This window comes from Ruegeria sp. S263 (assembly GCF_056780525.1).
The window spans coordinates 2,232,155-2,250,011 of the sequence record NZ_CM165558.1 but is presented as its reverse complement, the minus strand read 5'-3'; the positions used below and the strand labels follow the sequence as shown (position 1 = coordinate 2,250,011).

Genomic DNA, 17,857 nt, shown 5'->3' with positions numbered 1-17,857 from the left:
TTCATTTTGCGCCGGAATTAAACCCGTGCCAGCCCGGAGCGCAACATGAGCCATTCCCCGACAACCAACACAGTTGAACCCCCTAAAACAAAGTACAAGCGCGTGATGCTGAAGATATCCGGCGAGGCACTGATGGGGGATCAAGGCTTTGGCCTGCATCCACCGACCGTTCAGCGTATCGCGCAAGAAGTGAAATCGGTTCACGATCTAGGCGTCGAAATCTGCATGGTCATTGGCGGCGGCAACATTTTCCGCGGCCTAAGCGGTTCGGCACAGGGGATGGAACGCACGACCGCTGATTATATGGGAATGCTAGCGACCGTGATGAACGCGCTTGGGATGCAGTCCGCCTTGGAAGAGGTCGGCGTATTTACCCGCGTTATCTCGGCCATTCGGATGGATGAGGTCTGTGAGCCCTACATCCGCCGCCGCGCCGTGCGTCACCTTGAGAAAAAGCGGGTTTGTATTTTTGCGGCCGGAACCGGAAACCCTTATTTCACCACCGACACCGCCGCGACGCTACGCGCCAACGAAATGGCGTGCGAGGCGATCTTCATGGGCAAAAACGGTGTCGATGGCGTGTATGACAAAGACCCCAAAGAACACTCAGATGCCGTGCGCTATGACACGGTGACCTATGACGATGTACTGGCCAAGCGACTGCGGGTGATGGATGCATCGGCCATTGCGCTTGCACGGGATAACAACTTGCCGCTGATCGTTTTTGGTTTGGATGAGCCGGGCGGCTTTCGCGGTATTCTTGCGGGCGAGGGGACCTACACCAAGGTTCAGGGTTAAATTGCCCAAATCACGTCGCAAAGCCGGGTCTAAATGCTCGGCTTTTTTTGTCGTGAAGGAGGGCTCGCTTGACGACTAACGGTGTTCTGGGCAATTTGGCCCCGTCCTTGTGATCCGCAAGGGCTGCCGGTGTTTCCAAAGCACAGGCTGGGCTGGAAGACCTGCCATGATTTTCGAGGGGACCGAAATCATGCGCGGGCTCCTCATGGATTTAAGTGCATGATCAAGGAGGCCCGTGCCATGAGCACTCTGGATATCAACTTTGTTCGGTCACAGTTTCCGGCGTTTTCCGAACCTAGCCTGCAGGGGCAGGCGTTTTTTGAGAATGCAGGCGGTTCTTACACCTGCAAACCGGTTCTCGACAGGCTGAGCCGATATTATACCCAACGCAAGGTTCAACCTTATGGTCCCTATGAAGCCAGCCGATTGGCGGGGGAAGAAATGGACGAGGCCCGCAGCCGGATGGCGACCATACTGGGCGTTGAAACTGATGAACTCAGTTTTGGCCCGTCGACCACTCAAAACACCTATGTTCTGGCACAGGCATTTCGCCAGTGGATGAAGCCGGGCGACGCCATTGTCGTGACCAATCAGGATCACGAGGCGAATTCAGGTCCTTGGCGGCGGCTTGCGGATGAAGGCATTGAGGTCCGCGAATGGCAGATCGACCCCGAGACCGGGTCGCTGAACCCGCACGATCTTGAACACTTGCTGGATGAAAAGGTGCGTCTGGTTTGTTTCCCCCACTGTTCGAACGTGATCGGTGAGATCAATCCGGTTACCGAAATCACGGCCATCGCACATGCGGCGGGCGCTTTCGTTTGCGTCGACGGTGTTTCATACGCGCCGCACGGGTTTCCGAATGTCGGAGACCTTGGGCCGGATATTTACCTGTTTTCCGCCTACAAAACCTATGGACCGCATCAGGGCTGCATGGTGATCCGGAAATCTCTTGGAGAACTGCTGCCCAATCAGGCGCATTATTTCAACGCGGATGTGCTGTATAAACGATTTACGCCCGCTGGCCCCGACCATGCGCAAATCGCGGCGAGCGCAGGTATGGCGGATTATGTCGACCTTCTGTGTGACCATCACAACGGGCCGGATGGCGACGCCACTGAACGCGGTGCCTTTGTACATGACCTTATGCGCGGGCAGGAAGTGGCCTTGCTTCAGCCGGTTCTGGACGCAGTCAAGGATCGGAATGCCGTTCGGCTGATCGGAACCTCCGATGCCACTCGGCGCGCGCCGACGGTGGCACTGGCTCTTACGCGCAACGCCGAGTCGGTGGCGGCTGATCTCGTGAAATACGGTATCATGGCAGGCGGGGGCGACTTCTATGCAGTGCGGCCATTGAAGGCGATGGGGGTTGATCTAACCCAAGGCGTGCTGCGCGTCAGCTTTACGCACTACACCTCTCAACAGGAAATTGATCAATTATTGAATGCACTTGACGCTGTTTTGTGATCCACTTTCAGCCCTGTTTCGTAGATCGAAGAAAACAGGGCAAAAATGGAAAACGAGCGGCCACCGATTATTGTTTGGTTCCGACGGGATTTGCGCCTGTCGGACCATCCCGCGCTGACGGCTGCCGTCGCCTCAGGACGGCCGGTCATTCCATTGTTTATTCTGGACGATCAGGCCGAAGCGCTCGGGGCTGCACCCAAATGGCGTTTGGGATTGGGCGTAGATGCGCTGGCGCGGGCGCTGAACAATTTGGGCAGTCGTTTGGTTCTGCGTCGCGGGCGCGCTCTTGCGGTTCTACAAGATATTATCGCGCGGACAGGTGCAACGGCCGTACACTGGACGAGGGCATATGATCCCGATGCAATTACTCGGGACAGGGATGTAAAGTCGCGATTGTCGGAGCAGGGCATCGAGGCAAAGTCTTTCACCGGTCATCTGCTGTTCGAGCCTTGGACCGTTGCGACCAAAGCGGGCCAGCCGTTCCGCGTTTTCACACCAATGTGGCGGGCAGTACGAGTTCGGGACGTCGCGCCGCCTGAACCGGGCCCCGCCACGTTGCGGGGTCCGCAGAGTTGGCCGAATTCAGACGATCTGTCAGAGTGGAATTTGGCCCAAGGTATGAACCGTGGGGCGACAATCGTGGCCCCTTATGTGCAGGCAGGCGAAGCCGCAGCGTTCGAAGCGCTTCAAGGCTTTCTGGACCGGATTGCGCATTATTCTGAAAACAGGGATCGGCTGGATCGTGATGCAACGTCCAATCTGTCCGAATATCTGTCTTTGGGGGAAATAAGCCCGCGCTCCGTTTGGCACTCCGTTCAAAACGCGGCGATGACTGGAGTGTCAGGGACCGATGCCTTCTTGCGCCAGCTTGTGTGGAGAGAGTTCGCTTACCACCTGATGTTCCATACGCCACACCTGTTGGCAGAAAATTGGAAACCAGAGTGGGAGATGTTTCCGTGGAATACGGACGCCACTCGCCCCGAGGTGATTGCTTGGCAAACGGCCAGAACCGGAATTCCGGTTATAGATGCCGCGATGCGCCAGATGTACGTCACGGGCCGGATGCATAACCGGGCACGGATGATAACATCCAGTTACCTGACCAAGCATTTGATGACGCATTGGAAAATTGGGATGCAGTGGTTTGCTGACTGTCTGATCGACTGGGACTCAGCCTGTAACGCGATGGGCTGGCAGTGGGTTGCAGGCTCGGGGCCTGATGCCTCTCCGTTTTTCCGTATCTTTAACCCTCTGACTCAGCAGGAAAAATTCGATCCGAGCGGGGAGTATGTGCGCCGTTGGATTGCCGAAGGGCAGTCAACGCCACCCGCGACGGCGTGTGCGTATTTTGACGCCGTTCCACGTTCTTGGGGCATCTCTGAGACCGATTTGTATCCCAACCCGATTGTTGAATTGCCTGCCGGTCGCGCACGTGCACTTGCGGCTTATGAAGGCCTAAAAAACCACTAAGGAACTGAAAACTTGCCAGAAACACAAACTCGTCCTAGCCTGAAACAACAACCGCATAGGGGAAAGCGGATGATCCATACGACAACGGAAGGGCAAAAGGGCCTGCCGAGGTATTTCGCGCAAGTTCTGAAAATGCTGAACAAGATGGAATCCGGGCGGCTTGATATCGCTCTGCCGGATGGCCGCATTTTTCGAACCGAGGGCGCCAAGCCCGGACCGGTCGCACGGGTGGACATTCACAACCCCGACGTTTTCGCGCGACTGATCCGCGAAGGAGAGCTGGGTTTTTCCGACGCCTATCTGGAAGGAGACTGGAGCACCCCAGACCTGCGGTCCTTCATGGATCTTGTGCATTTGGGCACTGAAACGGTCTATGACGACTTTACCGGCAAGTTCCTTGTTCAGACCTATGAACGTTTACGGTTCTGGTTGCATGGCAATAGCCGGAAACAGGCAAAGAAGAACATCTCGTACCACTATGATTTGGGCAATGATTTCTATGCCTTATGGCTGGATGATACGATGACCTATTCCAGCGCCTTGTTTGAGACGGGGCAGGAAAGTCTCGAAAACGCGCAGACGGCGAAATACGCCAGTCTAGTTGATGAAATGGGCGCAAAGCCGGGTGATCATATTCTTGAAATTGGCTGCGGCTGGGGCGGATTCGCGGAATACGCTGCGAAAGAGCGTGGCTTGCGGGTCACAGGGCTGACGATTAGCCAAGAGCAGTTGAAGTTTGCCAGGCAAAGAATTGAAAAAGCCGGGCTTTCTGATTTGGTCGAGTTCAAGCTTCAGGACTATCGCGACGAGCGGGGCCAATACGATGGCATCGCGTCGATTGAAATGTTCGAAGCGGTTGGGCAGAAATATTGGCCAGCATATTTCGAAACTGTGAGAGAGCGCCTTAAACCAGGCGCGCAGGCGACATTGCAGATCATTACCGTGGCTGATCATCGGTGGGACGTCTACCGAAATGGTGTTGATTTCATTCAGAAATATATCTTTCCGGGTGGAATGCTTCCGGCACCTTCGGTGTTAAAAGAGCAGGTCACGCAAGCCGGGCTGAACGTCGTGACATCAAAGGAATTTGGCAAAAGCTATGATCTGACCCTGCGACGCTGGTACGAGACATTCAACGACAAATGGGATGTCATTTCAGAAATGGGATTTGATGAGCGTTTTCGCCGCATGTGGAATTATTATTTGACCGCCTGCGGCGCAGCCTTTGACACCGGCAATTGCGATGTGACACAGATTACCGTAGCAAAACCAACATAGTTAACGGATCTGCCCAATGCCCAGTGCCTCACGTCTTATTGCCGCCATCTGTCTATTGGTGGTGGCATTTCTCGTGTCGAGCATGATCATCGAGAATGGGGAAGAGGGTAAAGATTACGGCGCTTTCACCTTTGTTAACATGGTTTTGGGCGTTGTTTGTGGCTGGACCGTCATGGGTAAGCGCGCGGGCAAAGGATGGACTGCGGCGATCAATAACGGCATGACGGGAATTGCCACTTTGGTTTTCTGGGGGCTGTTCCTTCAAGGCTGTTACGAAATGTTCAGTCTGGCGATGCGCCACAGATACAATGGCCCATTCGAAGCCCTGTTGGCGATTTTCCAGATCGGTATTGAGTATGGTCAATTGCTTCTGACGTCCGAAATCCTGCTGACCTTGGCTATCGGTGGGGTGGTGGCAGGCCTTGCCACAGAAGAGGCCAGCCGCCGCTGGCGATAAATTCCTGTCTGCAAACGAGACTTCTTCTTTGTCTAATCTCTTTTTCTACGGAACGCTCAGATACCTGCCATTGTTGGAATTGGTATTGGGTCGTCCATTGTCACGTCTTGAGGTAAAGCAGGCTGCTTTACCGGGGCACGCAGTGTACAGCGTAGATGGGCAGCCATTTCCGATGATCGTCAAAGAAAAATCTGGCCAAGCAGACGGTCTGCTGGTGCAAGGGCTGGGTCCAGAAGACCTGCGGCGTCTGGTGTTTTATGAAGGCGGGTTCGATTATGACCTGAGCCCGCAAACGATCCATTTGGAAGACGGTTCGCAAACGCAGGCAAGCGTCTTTTTCCCCGAACCCGATCTGTGGTTTCCCGGCGACCGCTGGTCCTTGCAAGCTTGGATCGATCAGTGGGGGGAGTTGTCGATCGCCGCAGCTCAGGAGGTTATGAGCTTTTACGGTCGGATGGATGCCAAAGCGGTCGCACGCTGCTTTCCGTCGATCCGAACCCGGGCGTGGGCGCGAATGGCCGCGCGGCGTCGACAGACCGGTGATCTGCGCGATGTTGGGTCAGATGTCGTTCTGCATCAGCATGAACGGGCGTACCTAAGCTATTTCGGCATGAACGAGATTCGAGTGCAGCACCGCCAGCATGACGGAACCATGGGGCCGGTCCTGAATCGCAGCGCCTTGATGCAGGGCAGCGCTGTCGTGGTGTTGCCCTATGATCCTGCAAGGGACACGGTCCTGCTGGTGGAGCAGTTCCGAGCCCCGGTTTACTTGATTGACGATCCCGAACCCTGGATGTGGGAGCCGGTGGCAGGAATGATTGACCCCGGAGAATCCCCCGCGCAGGCGGCGCAGCGGGAAGTGCTTGAAGAGGCGCAAGTAGACCTGAGCAGCTTGGAATATGTAGGGGGTGCTTATTCCTCAAGCGGGTCGTCAACCGAGTACATTCACCTTTATGTCGGACTGGCCGATCTGACCAAGACAGTTGAAAACGGTGGGGTCGCTTCGGAAGGCGAGGATATTCGCACTCAAATTCTGCCATTTGCCGAGTTCATGGACCGTGTGGACAACAATGGGTTCAAGGACTTACCCCTGTTGATGTTGGCCAATTGGCTGGCGCGTCACAAGAACCGTTTGCGGGCATAGTTATCGCGGCTTGTGGTTGTCGCGCGTCGACTGTAAATCTTCGTTGATATGTAAAGAAAAGAGGGTGCCATGCGCATTGCACGAGACCTTGCTGACGCAGTAGGAAAAACGCCGTTGATCCGGCTGAAACGCATCAGCGAAGAAACCGGGTGTGAAATCCTTGGCAAGGCCGAGTTCATGAACCCCGGCCAATCGGTCAAGGACCGCGCAGCGCTTTATATAATCAAGGACGCCATCGCGCGGGGTGAGCTGAAGCCCGGCGGAACCATTGTCGAAGGCACCGCAGGAAACACCGGAATCGGCCTTGCGCTGGTTGGGGCATCGATGGGGTTCAAGACCGTGATCGTGATCCCGGAAACCCAGTCCGAAGAAAAGAAGGACATGCTGCGGCTTGCCGGGGCGCAACTGGTGCAGGTTCCCGCCGCGCCTTACCGCAACCCCAATAACTTTGTGCATTACTCGCGCCGACTGGCCGAGGAACTGGCGCAGACCGAACCCAATGGTGCGATCTGGGCCAACCAGTTCGACAATGTGGCAAACCGTCAGGCGCATGTGGAAACCACTGGCCCAGAGATCTGGGAGCAAACCGGCGGCAAGGTTGACGGTTTTGTAAGCGCCGTGGGCTCCGGTGGGACTTTGGCAGGCGTCGCGGATGCTTTGCAGCCCAAAGGGGTCAAGATCGGCCTGGTCGATCCGATGGGCGCGGGGCTTTATTCCTATTACACTACCGGTGAAATCGCGATGGAGGGCAGCTCGATCGCCGAAGGGATCGGTCAGGTGCGCATCACCAAGAACCTTGAGGGTTTCAAGCCCGACTATGCCTATCAGATGACAGATAACGAGGCGCTGCCCTACATCTTTAGTTTGCTGCGCGAGGAAGGTCTGGTCATGGGCGGCTCGACCGCAATCAACATGGCCGGTGCCGTGCGTCTGGCCAAGGATCTTGGGCCGGGCCATACCATTGTGACGATCCTCTGCGACTATGGCACACGCTATCAGTCCAAACTGTTCAACCCGGAATTCCTGCGTGAAAAAGAGCTGCCGGTGCCTGATTGGATGACCGAAGCCCCCCGCAGCATTCCTGGCGTGTTCGAGGACGTATGATGCCGCGGCAGGTCCGCCTGTTTCTTGCCCTTGTAACGGTTTGTTTGGCCGTTTGGGGCGGCCCTGTTGCCGCCCAACTGACCGACCGACAAAGTGAGTATTATCAGGGCTGGATCAGCACGGCGGACCGGGCCGAAGCGGTAATCGAAGCGAACCGCGCTTCGAATGCTGCTTTGGAGAACCTGCGTTCTGAAATCAACGAGTACCGAGAGGTCTTTAATCGCGCGCGGGATGCAAATACGGAACGTATTCAGACGCTGGAAAGTCAACTCAAGGCATTGGGGCCAGAACCTGAGGGTGACGCCTCTGAACCCGAAGACATTGCGACAATCCGTGCGCATCTGGAAGAACAGCTCAACAGCCTTCGGGTCCCGCGTGTTGTATCCGAAGAGGCGTATAGCAGGGCCAACGGGCTTATCAGTGAAATAGACCAGATCATCCGGCACCGTCAGACCAAAGAGTTGTTGGAACGAGGTCCGTCGCCTCTTAATCCTACATATTGGGCACCTGCCTGGGTGGACGTGAAAGAAGCCGCCCGTGGCTTGATCAATGAAATAACCGAAAACCTGAGAACGGATGTCGCCCGCGAGCAAATGAGAGAGCGCGGGTTGGGGATATTTGTCCTGTTGGTCATATCGGCGGTGTTGCTGATTTTCGGGCGGCACTGGTCGGAAAAGGGCGGTGATTACCTGCGGAAGTTGGGGGGCTCTGGCACGGGCGTCTGGACTTTTGTGATATCCCTGTTGCGGATCATCTTGCCGTGGTTGGGCGTCCTAGCCGCAGTTGTCGCAATTCACCTGACCGGGGTGCTGGGTGTGCGGGGCACCTTGCTGCTTGAGGAAGTGCCATACTGGGCCGGAATTATCTTCTTTTATGACTGGATCGGGCGGCAAGTATACCTGATGGGGCAGGCCAGAGGGTTCAAGCGTCTGTCCGCTGCCAGGATCAAGGAACTTCGCGTCTATATTGATCTGCTGGCTGCGATGCTCATCCTTCATGAACTGGCCGTCTTGTTCGAGCAGATCGAAAATATCTCGGATTCCACGCGTGCAGTAGTCAGTTTTCCTGTCATCGTGGCCACGGCTTTGTTGCTGCTTCGGGTGCGCCATATCCGGACCAATGACGCGCAACCAGACGAGGCCGAAGCCCCAAGTGTAGCTCGGGCGGCAGGCTTCAGCCAACTGGTCGAATTTCTGCGGCGCGCCTTGTTGCTTCTGGGTATTGCGACACCTGTTCTGGCCGTCTTTGGGTATACCAATGCGGCCGAAGCCATAGTCTTTCCCGCAGTAAAAACGCTGGTTCTGATTGCTGCGTTGGTCATTTTTCAGCGCTTCATTACGCAGGTCTACGGCTGGATCACGGGGCAGGGCGAAGCTGTCTGGGATTCGCTGTTTTCGGTTCTGGTCGGTTTCGCGTTGGCTATCTTTGCTTTGCCGATCCTTGCCCTTTACTGGGGGGCGCGTCAGACCGATTTGCTTGAAGCTTGGTCACGTCTGTTGCTGGGCTTTGATATCGGCGGAGTGACGATATCGCCAAGCAACTTCTTCGTCTTCGTGATCGTGTTCCTGATCGGTTACGGTCTGACCCGAATGCTGCAAGGCGGATTGCGCAACTCTTTGCTGCCAAAGACAAGCATTGACCCCGGTGGTCAGAACGCGATCGTTTCCGGCACCGGGTATATCGGAATTTTTCTGGCCGCGCTGGTTGCCATTATGGTTGCCGGGTTCGACTTGTCCTCGCTGGCAATTGTCGCCGGTGCCTTGTCCGTTGGGATCGGTTTCGGGTTGCAGACCATCGTCTCGAATTTCGTGTCTGGGATCATCCTGCTGGTCGAACGTCCGATTTCAAAAGGGGATTGGATCGACGTTAACGGGATGATGGGCTACGTGCGCGACATCTCGGTCCGGTCTACGCGGATTGAGACGTTTGATCGTACGGATGTGATCGTTCCCAATTCTGACCTGATCAGCGGCGTTGTAACCAACTATACGCGCGGCAATACCATCGGGCGTGTCATTGTTCCGGTTGGCGTCGCTTATGGGACGGATACCAAACTGGTTGAAACGATACTGGGCGAAGTCGCCAATGCGCACCCAATGGTTTTGGCCAATCCCGCGCCCAGTGTCGTGTTTCAGGGATTTGGTGCGGATTCGTTGGATTTTGAGATCCGGGCCATCCTGCGCGACGTGAACTGGGTGCTTTCGGTAAAATCGGACATGAATCACGAGATTAACCGGCGCTTTGCCGACGAAGGTATCGAGATTCCGTTCGCCCAACGCGACGTCTGGCTGCGTAATCCGGATACGCTTAGGGAATCGTCAGCCGCGCCTACGCCTGAACCGGCAAATGAGGCGGGGGACACCCCGACCGACACAGACAAGTCTTCCCCGATCGAGATGACCGAGGCGGATATGCCCGACAGCGACGGGGATGAGGTCTGAGGCCGGTTTAAGCGCGATCCGAAAAGGTTGAATTTTCGCTATATTCGGGCCTTGCAAATCCCCAAGCGATAGTCCAAATATCGCGCCCACGGAGAGGTGGCCGAGTGGTCGAAGGCGCACGCCTGGAAAGTGTGTAGGCGGGAAACCGTCTCCAGGGTTCGAATCCCTGTCTCTCCGCCATTCACCCTAAAAATCCAGACCCAGATCGATTGTCCTGTAGGAATGCGTCAGCGCCCCGGATGAGATGTAGTCGACGCCCGTTGCTGCGATCGCGGCCACGGTTTCTTTGGTCACGTTGCCAGAGGCTTCGGTTGTGATTTGCCCGTTTGCCATCGAAACCGCTTTGGACAGCATGTCTGGGGTCATGTTGTCCAACAAGACGACATCCGCACCTCCAACCGCAAGCACGTCTTCCAGTTGTTCCAAATGGTCCACTTCGATTTCAACCTTCATCATGTGGGACGCACGCGCCTTGGTTGCTTCGAGGACCGCCCGAACGCCTCCGGCGGCGGCGATGTGGTTGTCCTTAATCAGAATTGCGTCGGACAATGAAAAGCGGTGATTAAAGCCGCCGCCGTGCAGTACGGCCTGTTTTTCGACGATACGCAGGCCGGGCGTTGTCTTGCGGGTGCAGGTGATACGCGTATTGGTGCCTTTGGTTTCAGCGACCAGAGCGGCAGTCGCAGTAGCCACCCCTGTAAGGCGTCCGGCAAAGTTCAACGCCACACGTTCACCAGACAGGATCGAGGCTGCATTGCCGCGTATCTCCATCAGGGTCTCGCCCTTGGCGCAGCGTTGGCCATCTTGCACGTGGCGAACGATCTCAAGCGCAGGGTCGACCAGACGAAAGGCAAGCTCTGCCACTTGCATGCCGGACACCACCGCATCTTCACGCGCGTTTAGCCGAGCAGAGTAGGTTGTTTCTGGCGGTATGACCGTCAACGAGGTGACGTCGCCGTTGGATCCCAAATCCTCCATCAACGCCGCGCGGACAATCGGTTCTAGGATTAGATCGGGTAGGGCAGGAACGGTCATACGTTTTCCTTTGTGTATTTGTCTCGAAACGCCAGCGCCTGTTCAAGCGTCAGCATTGATCGTTGTCCGGGGCCGGAATGCGTCTGTGGAAAATCCGACCTGTAGTGTGCGCCGCGACTTTCTTCTCGCATCAAAGCCGCCGCCGCGATCAGTGTCGCGGTCGCCGTCATATTGAGAAATGCCGGTGAGTTTTGGTTTTCGGCTTCGAGCAGAGCTATGCGGCTCAACGCTTGGCGCAAACCTGTTCCCGTGCGAACGACGCCGACCAGATCCATCATGATCCCGCGCAGCTCTGCCGTGGCTTGCAAGATCGCTGTTTGGCAACTGGGCGCAAAATTTAGATCTACCGGTTCGGCATCGTCACAAGGGACATGCTTTGCAATGTCTCGCGCGCAGGTACGAGCAAACACCAACGCCTCTAGCAATCCGTTTGAAGCGAGCCGGTTTGCCCCATGCAGCCCGGTCGAGGCCGCCTCACCACAAGCCCAAAGCCCGCCCAATGTGCTGCGCCCGGACAGGTCTGCCGCGACGCCACCCATATGATAATGCGCTGCGGCCGTGACAGGTATGGGCGACAGCACAGGATCGACGCCATTGCGACGACAGGCTTCAGTAACTGCGGGGAACTGCGACGCGATGTCGACGCCGATGGCCTGCCGCGTATCCAGCGCAGGTCGCAGGCCGGACTGGGTTTGCAGAAAGACCGCGCGGGCAACAATGTCCCTAGGCGCGAGCTCTCCATCCGGATGCAGTTCAGGCATAAACCTGTGCCCGGTCTTGTCGATCAATACCGCACCCTCGCCGCGCAGCGCTTCGGTGGCCAGTGGGCAGGGGTCTTCGCCGACATTGATCGCCGTTGGGTGGAACTGAACGAATTCTGCATCTGCAATTTTCGCTCCGGCTCGCGCCGCCATGCCTATGCCCTGACCTCGGATACGGGTGGGGTTGGTTGTTTGCGCGTAAAGCCCGGCGGACCCACCAGTTGCCAATACATAAGCCGCCCCGTGCAACGCAATCGAGGGCGTATCTGATCCATTCGCCGGGGTCAGGTAGACGCCCTGAACCTGCTGGCCATCACTGTCAAAGCCGATGGCCTGTACCCCTTCAATTACTTGGATCGACGGCGTCGCACGTAGTGCGGTGACCAATGCGCGCATGATTTCCGCACCCGCCTGATCGCCTTTCACACGGACGACCCGGGCGGCCGAGTGGGCGGCCTCGCGGGATTGAACAAAGGCCCCGTCGCTGGTTCGGTCAAAGTCGGTGCCAAGATTTGACAGGTCAAGAATATGATCCGGCGCGGCGCGCGTTACGAAATCGGCTACCTCTTGCAGAACCGAACCGGCCCCTGCGCGCACTGTATCTTCCGCATGAGCCTCAGGGCTGTCAGTTTCGGCCATCGCAGCGGCGACCCCCCCCTGCGCCCAGGCCGAGCTGGCGCCGGTCCCCAGCGCCTCGGGCGAGATCATCACGACGGGTCGCGGTGCCAGTTTCAGCGCGGCATAGACGGCGGCCAATCCAGCGCCGATGATCACCACGCGCTTGGTGCTGACGTGTTGCATCCGCCCGGTCAGATACCCAGTTTGCGCGAAAGGTCTATCATCCGCTGAACTGACAAGCGGGCTTTGTCGGCCACATCTGCTTCAACTTCGACCTGTCCGGTCATGGTATCCAGCGCATAAAGCACTTTTTCGAGGGTGATTTTCTTCATGTATGGGCACATGTTGCAAGGACCCACAAAGTCGACCTCGGGCAGTTCGTCCGCAATGTTCGAAGCCATGGAGCATTCGGTGATCAGCAGCGCTTTTTCGGGTTTTTCATCCGTGACGTATTTGATGATGCCGCTGGTCGAGCCCGAGAAATCTGCCTCGGCCACCACGTCGGGGGGGCATTCCGGATGCGCGATCAGTCGGGTGCCCGGGTTCCATTCGCGGAAGTCTCGCAGGTCGCTGGCCGAGTATTGTTCGTGAACGATGCACGATCCTTCCCACCAGACAATGTTCTTTTGTGGAACGTCCCGTGCCACGTTCTGCGCCAAGTACTGATCAGGGGTCATGATGATGGTGTCGCTGTCCAGTGCCGCAACGATCTGTGCCGCGTTAGACGATGTGCAGCAGATGTCAGAGGCCGCTTTGACCTCGGCCGTGGTGTTGACGTAAGACACCACCGGTGCACCGGGATAACGACGGCGCATTTCGGCCACGCCGTCCGCCGTTATGGATTCGGCCAAAGAACACCCAGCTTCCATATCGGGCATTAAAACCGTCTTGTCCGGGCTAAGGATTTTGGATGTTTCGGCCATGAAGTGCACACCGCATTGCACGATCACGTCCGCTTCGACCTCGGTTGCCTTGATCGCCAGTTGCAGGCTGTCGCCGCCGAAATCCGAGATGCCGTGAAAAATCTCGGGCGTCATGTAGTTGTGGCCAAGGACAACTGCATTGCGTTCGGCCTTTAGGTCGTTGATCGCTTTGACATAAGGCGCATAGATCGCCCAATCCATCGGCGAAACGACGCGGGACATGCGCGCATAGATGTCTTCCATGCTGGCTGCCAGTTCCGCTGAGGGGCTAAGGTCGTACTTTTCGGAAAGATGCGCACGCTGCGCAGGTAGGTCGAACACGGGTCTGATATCTGCCTGTTTTACACTCGCGGCACTGAATATGTGATTTGAAAGTGATTGACCACCGCTCCGCTGGGAAGAATGTTCCAAAATTCCCGGCATCCACGGAACTATATTGTTTTCGTGTGGGATTTTTCTGTTCTATGAGTGCATTTGCCGCGCAAGGCACCGAATTTCGACAGCTTTCCGTCCTTTGTCGCAAGATTGGCGCAATGCTGCCACAAGGGGTGGCAATAACTCCGGTATTGCATCATTGGGTTGGTCGTTGGCGACTGACCCCAAGGATGTGTCGCGGCGGTAACTACGGTTTGGAAACTGGAACTTACCGATTAGCGAAATGTGACAGTTGAGATATCAAGGGCAGCGACCCAAAACGAGAAAAAACCAAAGCGACGTGTTCTAGAAAACGCGATCCCATCGCAAATAATCGAGCAGGACAGTTCGCGTTCGGAGGTTAAATGTTATTGTCTGTAGTCGTTCCTTGTATGAACGAAGAGGACTCTGTGCCGATGCTGGTCGAGCGTCTGGTCGCGGCAACTGATCCCTGGTCCACTGACCGGGAGATCGTGCTGGTGGATGATGGCTCTACCGATGGCACGTGGGACGAAATCTGCAAGCAGAGCGAAAGCCACGCAGGTGTTCGCGGCATAAAGCTGTCAACGAACCGTGGGCACCAAGTCGCTTTGACGGCGGGTTTGATGGCGGCCAAGGGGCAGCGGATTTTCATGCTGGACGCCGATTTGCAGGACCCGCCCGAACTGCTGCAAGATATGATGGCCATGATGGATCGCGGGTATGACGTGGTCTATGGGCGCCGCAGCGAACGCAAGGGCGAGAGCTGGTTCAAGAAGATGACCGCGCATGGGTTTTACCGGGTGCTGAATCGGCTGTCGGATGTGCCTATTCCCAACGATACGGGTGATTTCCGTTTAGTGAGCCGCCGCGCATTGGATGCGGTTTTGGATATGCCCGAGCGGTCCCGGTTCATCCGGGGAATGTTCGCTTGGGCTGGGTTCAAGCAGATTGGCATTGAATATGTTCGCGACCCGCGCGTGGCGGGTGAGACCAAGTACCCGATGTCCAAGATGATCCGTCTTGCGTTTGATGCCTTGTCCAGCTTCTCGATCAAGCCCTTGCAGATGGCCACCCGGCTGGCCTTTCTGACCTTGCTCATCGCCGCATTGATGGCTGTATACGTGTTCTGGTCACTGATCTTGTACAGCACGGTTGCTGGTTGGGCGTCGACCGTTTTGGTCATCAGCTTCTTTTCAGGCATTCAGTTGCTGACCCTTGGCATTATCGGAGAATACCTTGGACGGCTTTATGTCGAAGCAAAGGGGCGGCCCTTGTTCTTTGTGGATGAACAGGTTGGCAATGGTGTCGAAACTCTGTCCGAGAGAGCGCAGAAGACGTCATGAGTGAACCCAAACGCATATTTCGGTTTGCAGTGGTCGGAACCGGTGTCGCCGCATACTATTTTGTCACGTATCTTGGCCTGCTGCAGATATTCAATTCCCCTTGGATCGCAAACCTGCTGGCATTCGGGTCTGCAATCCTTATCCAGTATGTTGGCCAAACCGCTTGGACGTTTGGTAGGCCAGTGGTCGCGCCGGGTCAGTTTGGCCGCTTTTTGTGCATGATTGCGATCGGCTTAGTCGTTTCCTCGATGATAACGGGCATCCTTGCACCTAGGCTGGCCCTCGCCGAACCGGTCGCCGCCGGTTTGGTCGTAGTTGTTCTTCCCATCATAAATTTCGTGATCCTGCGTTTGTGGGTCTATCGCGAAGAAAGCTCAATTTAGAGAGTGGTCATGTCGCATATCTATTCCAACGAGTTCTTTGACTACATCGACCGTGGAGCGCGCAGCTCGGCTGTTCGGCTGATCGAAACGCTTCAATCCCATGTCAAACCAGACAGTGTCGTGGATTTTGGGTGTGGGCGCGGCGTCTGGTTGTCAGAATGGGCAGCCGCCGGGTGTCAGGATGTCGCAGGTGTGGATGGCGATTATGTCGATCGCGAGACATTGGCCATTCCAAAGGACTGCTTTTTTGGCAAAGACCTGAGTCAGCCTGTCGATTTGGGCCGTAAGTTTGGGTTGGCGCAATCGCTGGAAGTAGGCGAGCATTTGCCCCATGAGGCATCGGCCAGCCTGGTTCAAAGCCTAACAACGCATAGCGATCTGGTTCTGTTCTCAGCCGCCGTGCCGGGGCAGGGTGGTGAGTTCCACATCAATGAACAGCCTTTGTCGTTCTGGCAGGGACTGTTCGCTGAGCAGGGCTATGCGGCCTATGACTGTCTGCGCTCTATTCTGTTTGACGATGCCTCGATCGAACCCTGGTATCGCTATAACAGCGTCCTTTACGCAAACGAAGCTGGCGCCGCGACGCTTCCGGCAGAGGTTCTGTCGACCGAAGTGAAACCGGGCGCGTTGAAAGAGGTGGGCACGTTCGGCTGGAATTTGCGGAAAATGATCGTTCGCAGATTGCCACAAACGGCGGTCACCAAAATAGCACAGGTCCGCGCATCCGTCATCGCGCGCTCGCACCGGAGCCAGTGATGAACGTAAGACCTCTGTGGCAGGACCTATTGCGCCTGTGGTTGCTGGCTTTTGCGGCTTTGCTGGTGATTTACGGGCCGCTGGTTATTGATCCGCTTGTGCGCCACGATGACTTCCCCGCACTGCTGGGGCAAAAATTTATGGCCAATCGAAAAGCCTTGGATGAAGGGCGGTGGCTGAATTATTGGTGGCAGTTCAGGCCGTTTCTGTGGTCTTCGCCCGTTAGCTTTGCCTTATACCTGATGGCCTGGGCCACATTTTCCGCCTGTACATCAATCACGATGCTCGGGCGCGAGGCACCTGGATGGTACAAGGGTTATTTTGCGCTGTTTGTCGCGCTTTCTATCCCGGCATTCATGATCGCATTTTGGTTTAACACGCTACTGCCAGGCGTTTGGATCATTACTTTTTATGCGTTGGGCGTCGTGTTCCTGCCGCATCGGGTTTCGGTCGCATTGCTGATCGTCGCGGTGCCGTTGTCCTTTATGGCCTATACAACTTATCCGTTCCTTTTAATGGCCTTGGCGCTGATGTCCTACAAGGCGCCGAAAACATACAAGAGCATGGCGATTACTCTGTTCGTGTTCTTTTTCAGCCTCGGTGTAGGTATGCTGTCCGTTTACAGTCTGAATTACATCTATCACGGTGTTTTTGGCATACCGATTGCCGACTGGCGCGCCCCGTCCGAGGTCCAATCAACCGAGGATCTGATAAGGAACCTCGGTAAGTTGCGCATCTATCTTCAAACGACGATTAGACAGCTTGGAGGCGGAGCGGCTGGCAGTGGCGTTGTGCTACTGGCATTCTTCGCTATCGGTTGGGGCATATTGTTCCGCTCTCAGCGGTTCGTTGCCATTACGGTGTTGGTTGCGATGTTGGCGGGTCTTGTACCGTTGCTTGGCAAATCACTGATGTCGGGTGTTTTTGTCCCGGCCCGTGCATTTGGCTGGATTTGGCTATTGCTTGGGTTCACCTTCACCGCCGCAACTTTGCATCTGTCGTTGACGCCGGGAAGGGTGGCAAGTATCGCCCGGATCACCATTATGTACGTTCTGCTGATCAAGATCATTCTTTTTGGACGTGCGACATATGTCAGGGTTCCGCCATGGCAAGAAGCCACTCGGGACTTGGCTTCAGCGATACCTGACACCACGGAAACCGTGTATATCTATGGGCACTATCTTGGCCTGACTGGTGCAGGACCCGCCGGCATTCAGTTCCCCCGAGGTTTGAGGTTGCGTCTGGTTTATCTCACAGGTTTAGACGTCGTTATATGTGATGAGACACCCGACGAATGTGCTGACGTCGAGCCGCCGATTGATCCACGGGGTTGGACGCATATCCCAATTATAGAGTCCGAAGGTAATCAAACCTTCATGCTGATGCCTTACCCGCCGATCGGACCGTAGTCTGCGCGCATTTTGCTCATGCCGAAAAAAGCAATTTGTAACACTTAGGAGAAGGATTTATGAACGGGTTTCAG

At 56.0% G+C, this 17,857-nt stretch carries 15 protein-coding genes and 1 tRNA gene; 13 read left to right on the top strand and 3 right to left on the bottom strand.

Translation table 11 applies throughout. The annotated features are described in order from the left end of the window. The first annotated feature begins 45 nt into the window (after positions 1 to 45). The 9 genes from pyrH to ACT2B1_RS11200 all read left to right on the top strand — a co-directional run bounded on the left by pyrH (position 46) and on the right by ACT2B1_RS11200 (position 10,339). Positions 46 to 798 carry a UMP kinase gene (gene pyrH, locus ACT2B1_RS11240; protein WP_171121215.1) on the top strand — a complete coding sequence of 251 codons (753 nt, stop codon included), beginning with the start codon at positions 46 to 48 and terminating at the stop codon, positions 796 to 798. Between the two features lie 240 nt (positions 799 to 1,038). Then, positions 1,039 to 2,265, top strand: coding sequence for an aminotransferase class V-fold PLP-dependent enzyme (locus tag ACT2B1_RS11235; protein ID WP_171121216.1), 1,227 nt, complete (start codon positions 1,039 to 1,041; stop codon positions 2,263 to 2,265). A gap of 45 nt (positions 2,266 to 2,310) precedes the next feature. Continuing rightward, positions 2,311 to 3,735: a cryptochrome/photolyase family protein gene (locus tag ACT2B1_RS11230; RefSeq protein WP_171239373.1), complete on the top strand. Its 1,425-nt coding sequence runs from the start codon at positions 2,311 to 2,313 to the stop codon at positions 3,733 to 3,735. Positions 3,736 to 3,804: 69 nt separating this feature from the next. Next, positions 3,805 to 5,013 (top strand): SAM-dependent methyltransferase, encoded by a 1,209-nt coding sequence (locus ACT2B1_RS11225; RefSeq protein ID WP_171239372.1) that lies wholly within the window; start codon positions 3,805 to 3,807, stop codon positions 5,011 to 5,013. Between the two features lie 16 nt (positions 5,014 to 5,029). Next, positions 5,030 to 5,470 (top strand): TrgA family protein, encoded by a 441-nt coding sequence (locus ACT2B1_RS11220; RefSeq protein WP_171121219.1) that lies wholly within the window; start codon positions 5,030 to 5,032, stop codon positions 5,468 to 5,470. 28 nt (positions 5,471 to 5,498) lie between these two features. Further along, positions 5,499 to 6,614, top strand: a complete 1,116-nt coding sequence (locus ACT2B1_RS11215) for an NUDIX domain-containing protein (protein WP_481667751.1) — start codon at positions 5,499 to 5,501, stop codon at positions 6,612 to 6,614. Positions 6,615 to 6,683: 69 nt separating this feature from the next. Next, positions 6,684 to 7,718: a cysteine synthase A gene (locus ACT2B1_RS11210; RefSeq protein ID WP_171210669.1), complete on the top strand. Its 1,035-nt coding sequence runs from the start codon at positions 6,684 to 6,686 to the stop codon at positions 7,716 to 7,718. Then, entirely contained in the window at positions 7,718 to 10,159 is a 2,442-nt protein-coding gene (locus ACT2B1_RS11205; RefSeq protein ID WP_481667750.1) for a DUF3772 domain-containing protein, read from the top strand. Before ACT2B1_RS11210 ends, ACT2B1_RS11205 begins: the two co-directional genes overlap by 1 nt. 90 nt (positions 10,160 to 10,249) lie before the next feature. Beyond that, positions 10,250 to 10,339: transfer RNA gene (locus ACT2B1_RS11200), tRNA-Ser, on the top strand. Between the two features lie 6 nt (positions 10,340 to 10,345). On the opposite strand, the gene nadC is transcribed toward ACT2B1_RS11200, so the two are convergent. From nadC to nadA, 3 genes are read right to left on the bottom strand one after another with little or no spacing between them, the layout of a single operon-like run. After that, positions 10,346 to 11,194: a carboxylating nicotinate-nucleotide diphosphorylase gene (gene nadC, locus ACT2B1_RS11195; protein WP_171123070.1), complete on the bottom strand. Its 849-nt coding sequence runs from the start codon at positions 11,192 to 11,194 to the stop codon at positions 10,346 to 10,348. Further along, the gene (locus tag ACT2B1_RS11190) at positions 11,191 to 12,756 is read right to left on the bottom strand and encodes an L-aspartate oxidase (RefSeq protein ID WP_481667749.1); all 1,566 of its coding nucleotides are present in this window, start codon (positions 12,754 to 12,756) and stop codon (positions 11,191 to 11,193) included. Before ACT2B1_RS11190 ends, nadC begins: the two co-directional genes overlap by 4 nt. 8 nt (positions 12,757 to 12,764) lie before the next feature. Beyond that, positions 12,765 to 13,817 carry a quinolinate synthase NadA gene (nadA, locus tag ACT2B1_RS11185; RefSeq protein ID WP_481667748.1) on the bottom strand — a complete coding sequence of 351 codons (1,053 nt, stop codon included), beginning with the start codon at positions 13,815 to 13,817 and terminating at the stop codon, positions 12,765 to 12,767. A gap of 458 nt (positions 13,818 to 14,275) precedes the next feature. On the opposite strand from nadA, the gene ACT2B1_RS11180 reads away from it, so the two are divergent. From ACT2B1_RS11180 to ACT2B1_RS11165, 4 genes are read left to right on the top strand one after another with little or no spacing between them, the layout of a single operon-like run. Next, entirely contained in the window at positions 14,276 to 15,235 is a 960-nt protein-coding gene (locus ACT2B1_RS11180; protein WP_171210674.1) for a glycosyltransferase family 2 protein, read from the top strand. After that, positions 15,232 to 15,618 carry a GtrA family protein gene (locus ACT2B1_RS11175; RefSeq protein ID WP_171123078.1) on the top strand — a complete coding sequence of 129 codons (387 nt, stop codon included), beginning with the start codon at positions 15,232 to 15,234 and terminating at the stop codon, positions 15,616 to 15,618. Before ACT2B1_RS11180 ends, ACT2B1_RS11175 begins: the two co-directional genes overlap by 4 nt. Before the next feature lie 9 nt (positions 15,619 to 15,627). Beyond that, positions 15,628 to 16,374 (top strand): methyltransferase domain-containing protein, encoded by a 747-nt coding sequence (locus tag ACT2B1_RS11170; RefSeq protein WP_171239367.1) that lies wholly within the window; start codon positions 15,628 to 15,630, stop codon positions 16,372 to 16,374. Further along, on the top strand, positions 16,374 to 17,783 hold the full coding sequence (locus ACT2B1_RS11165; protein WP_481667747.1) for a hypothetical protein: 1,410 nt from the start codon (positions 16,374 to 16,376) through the stop codon (positions 17,781 to 17,783). The genes ACT2B1_RS11170 and ACT2B1_RS11165 overlap by 1 nt, the downstream gene beginning before the upstream one ends. Positions 17,784 to 17,857: the final 74 nt, after the last annotated feature.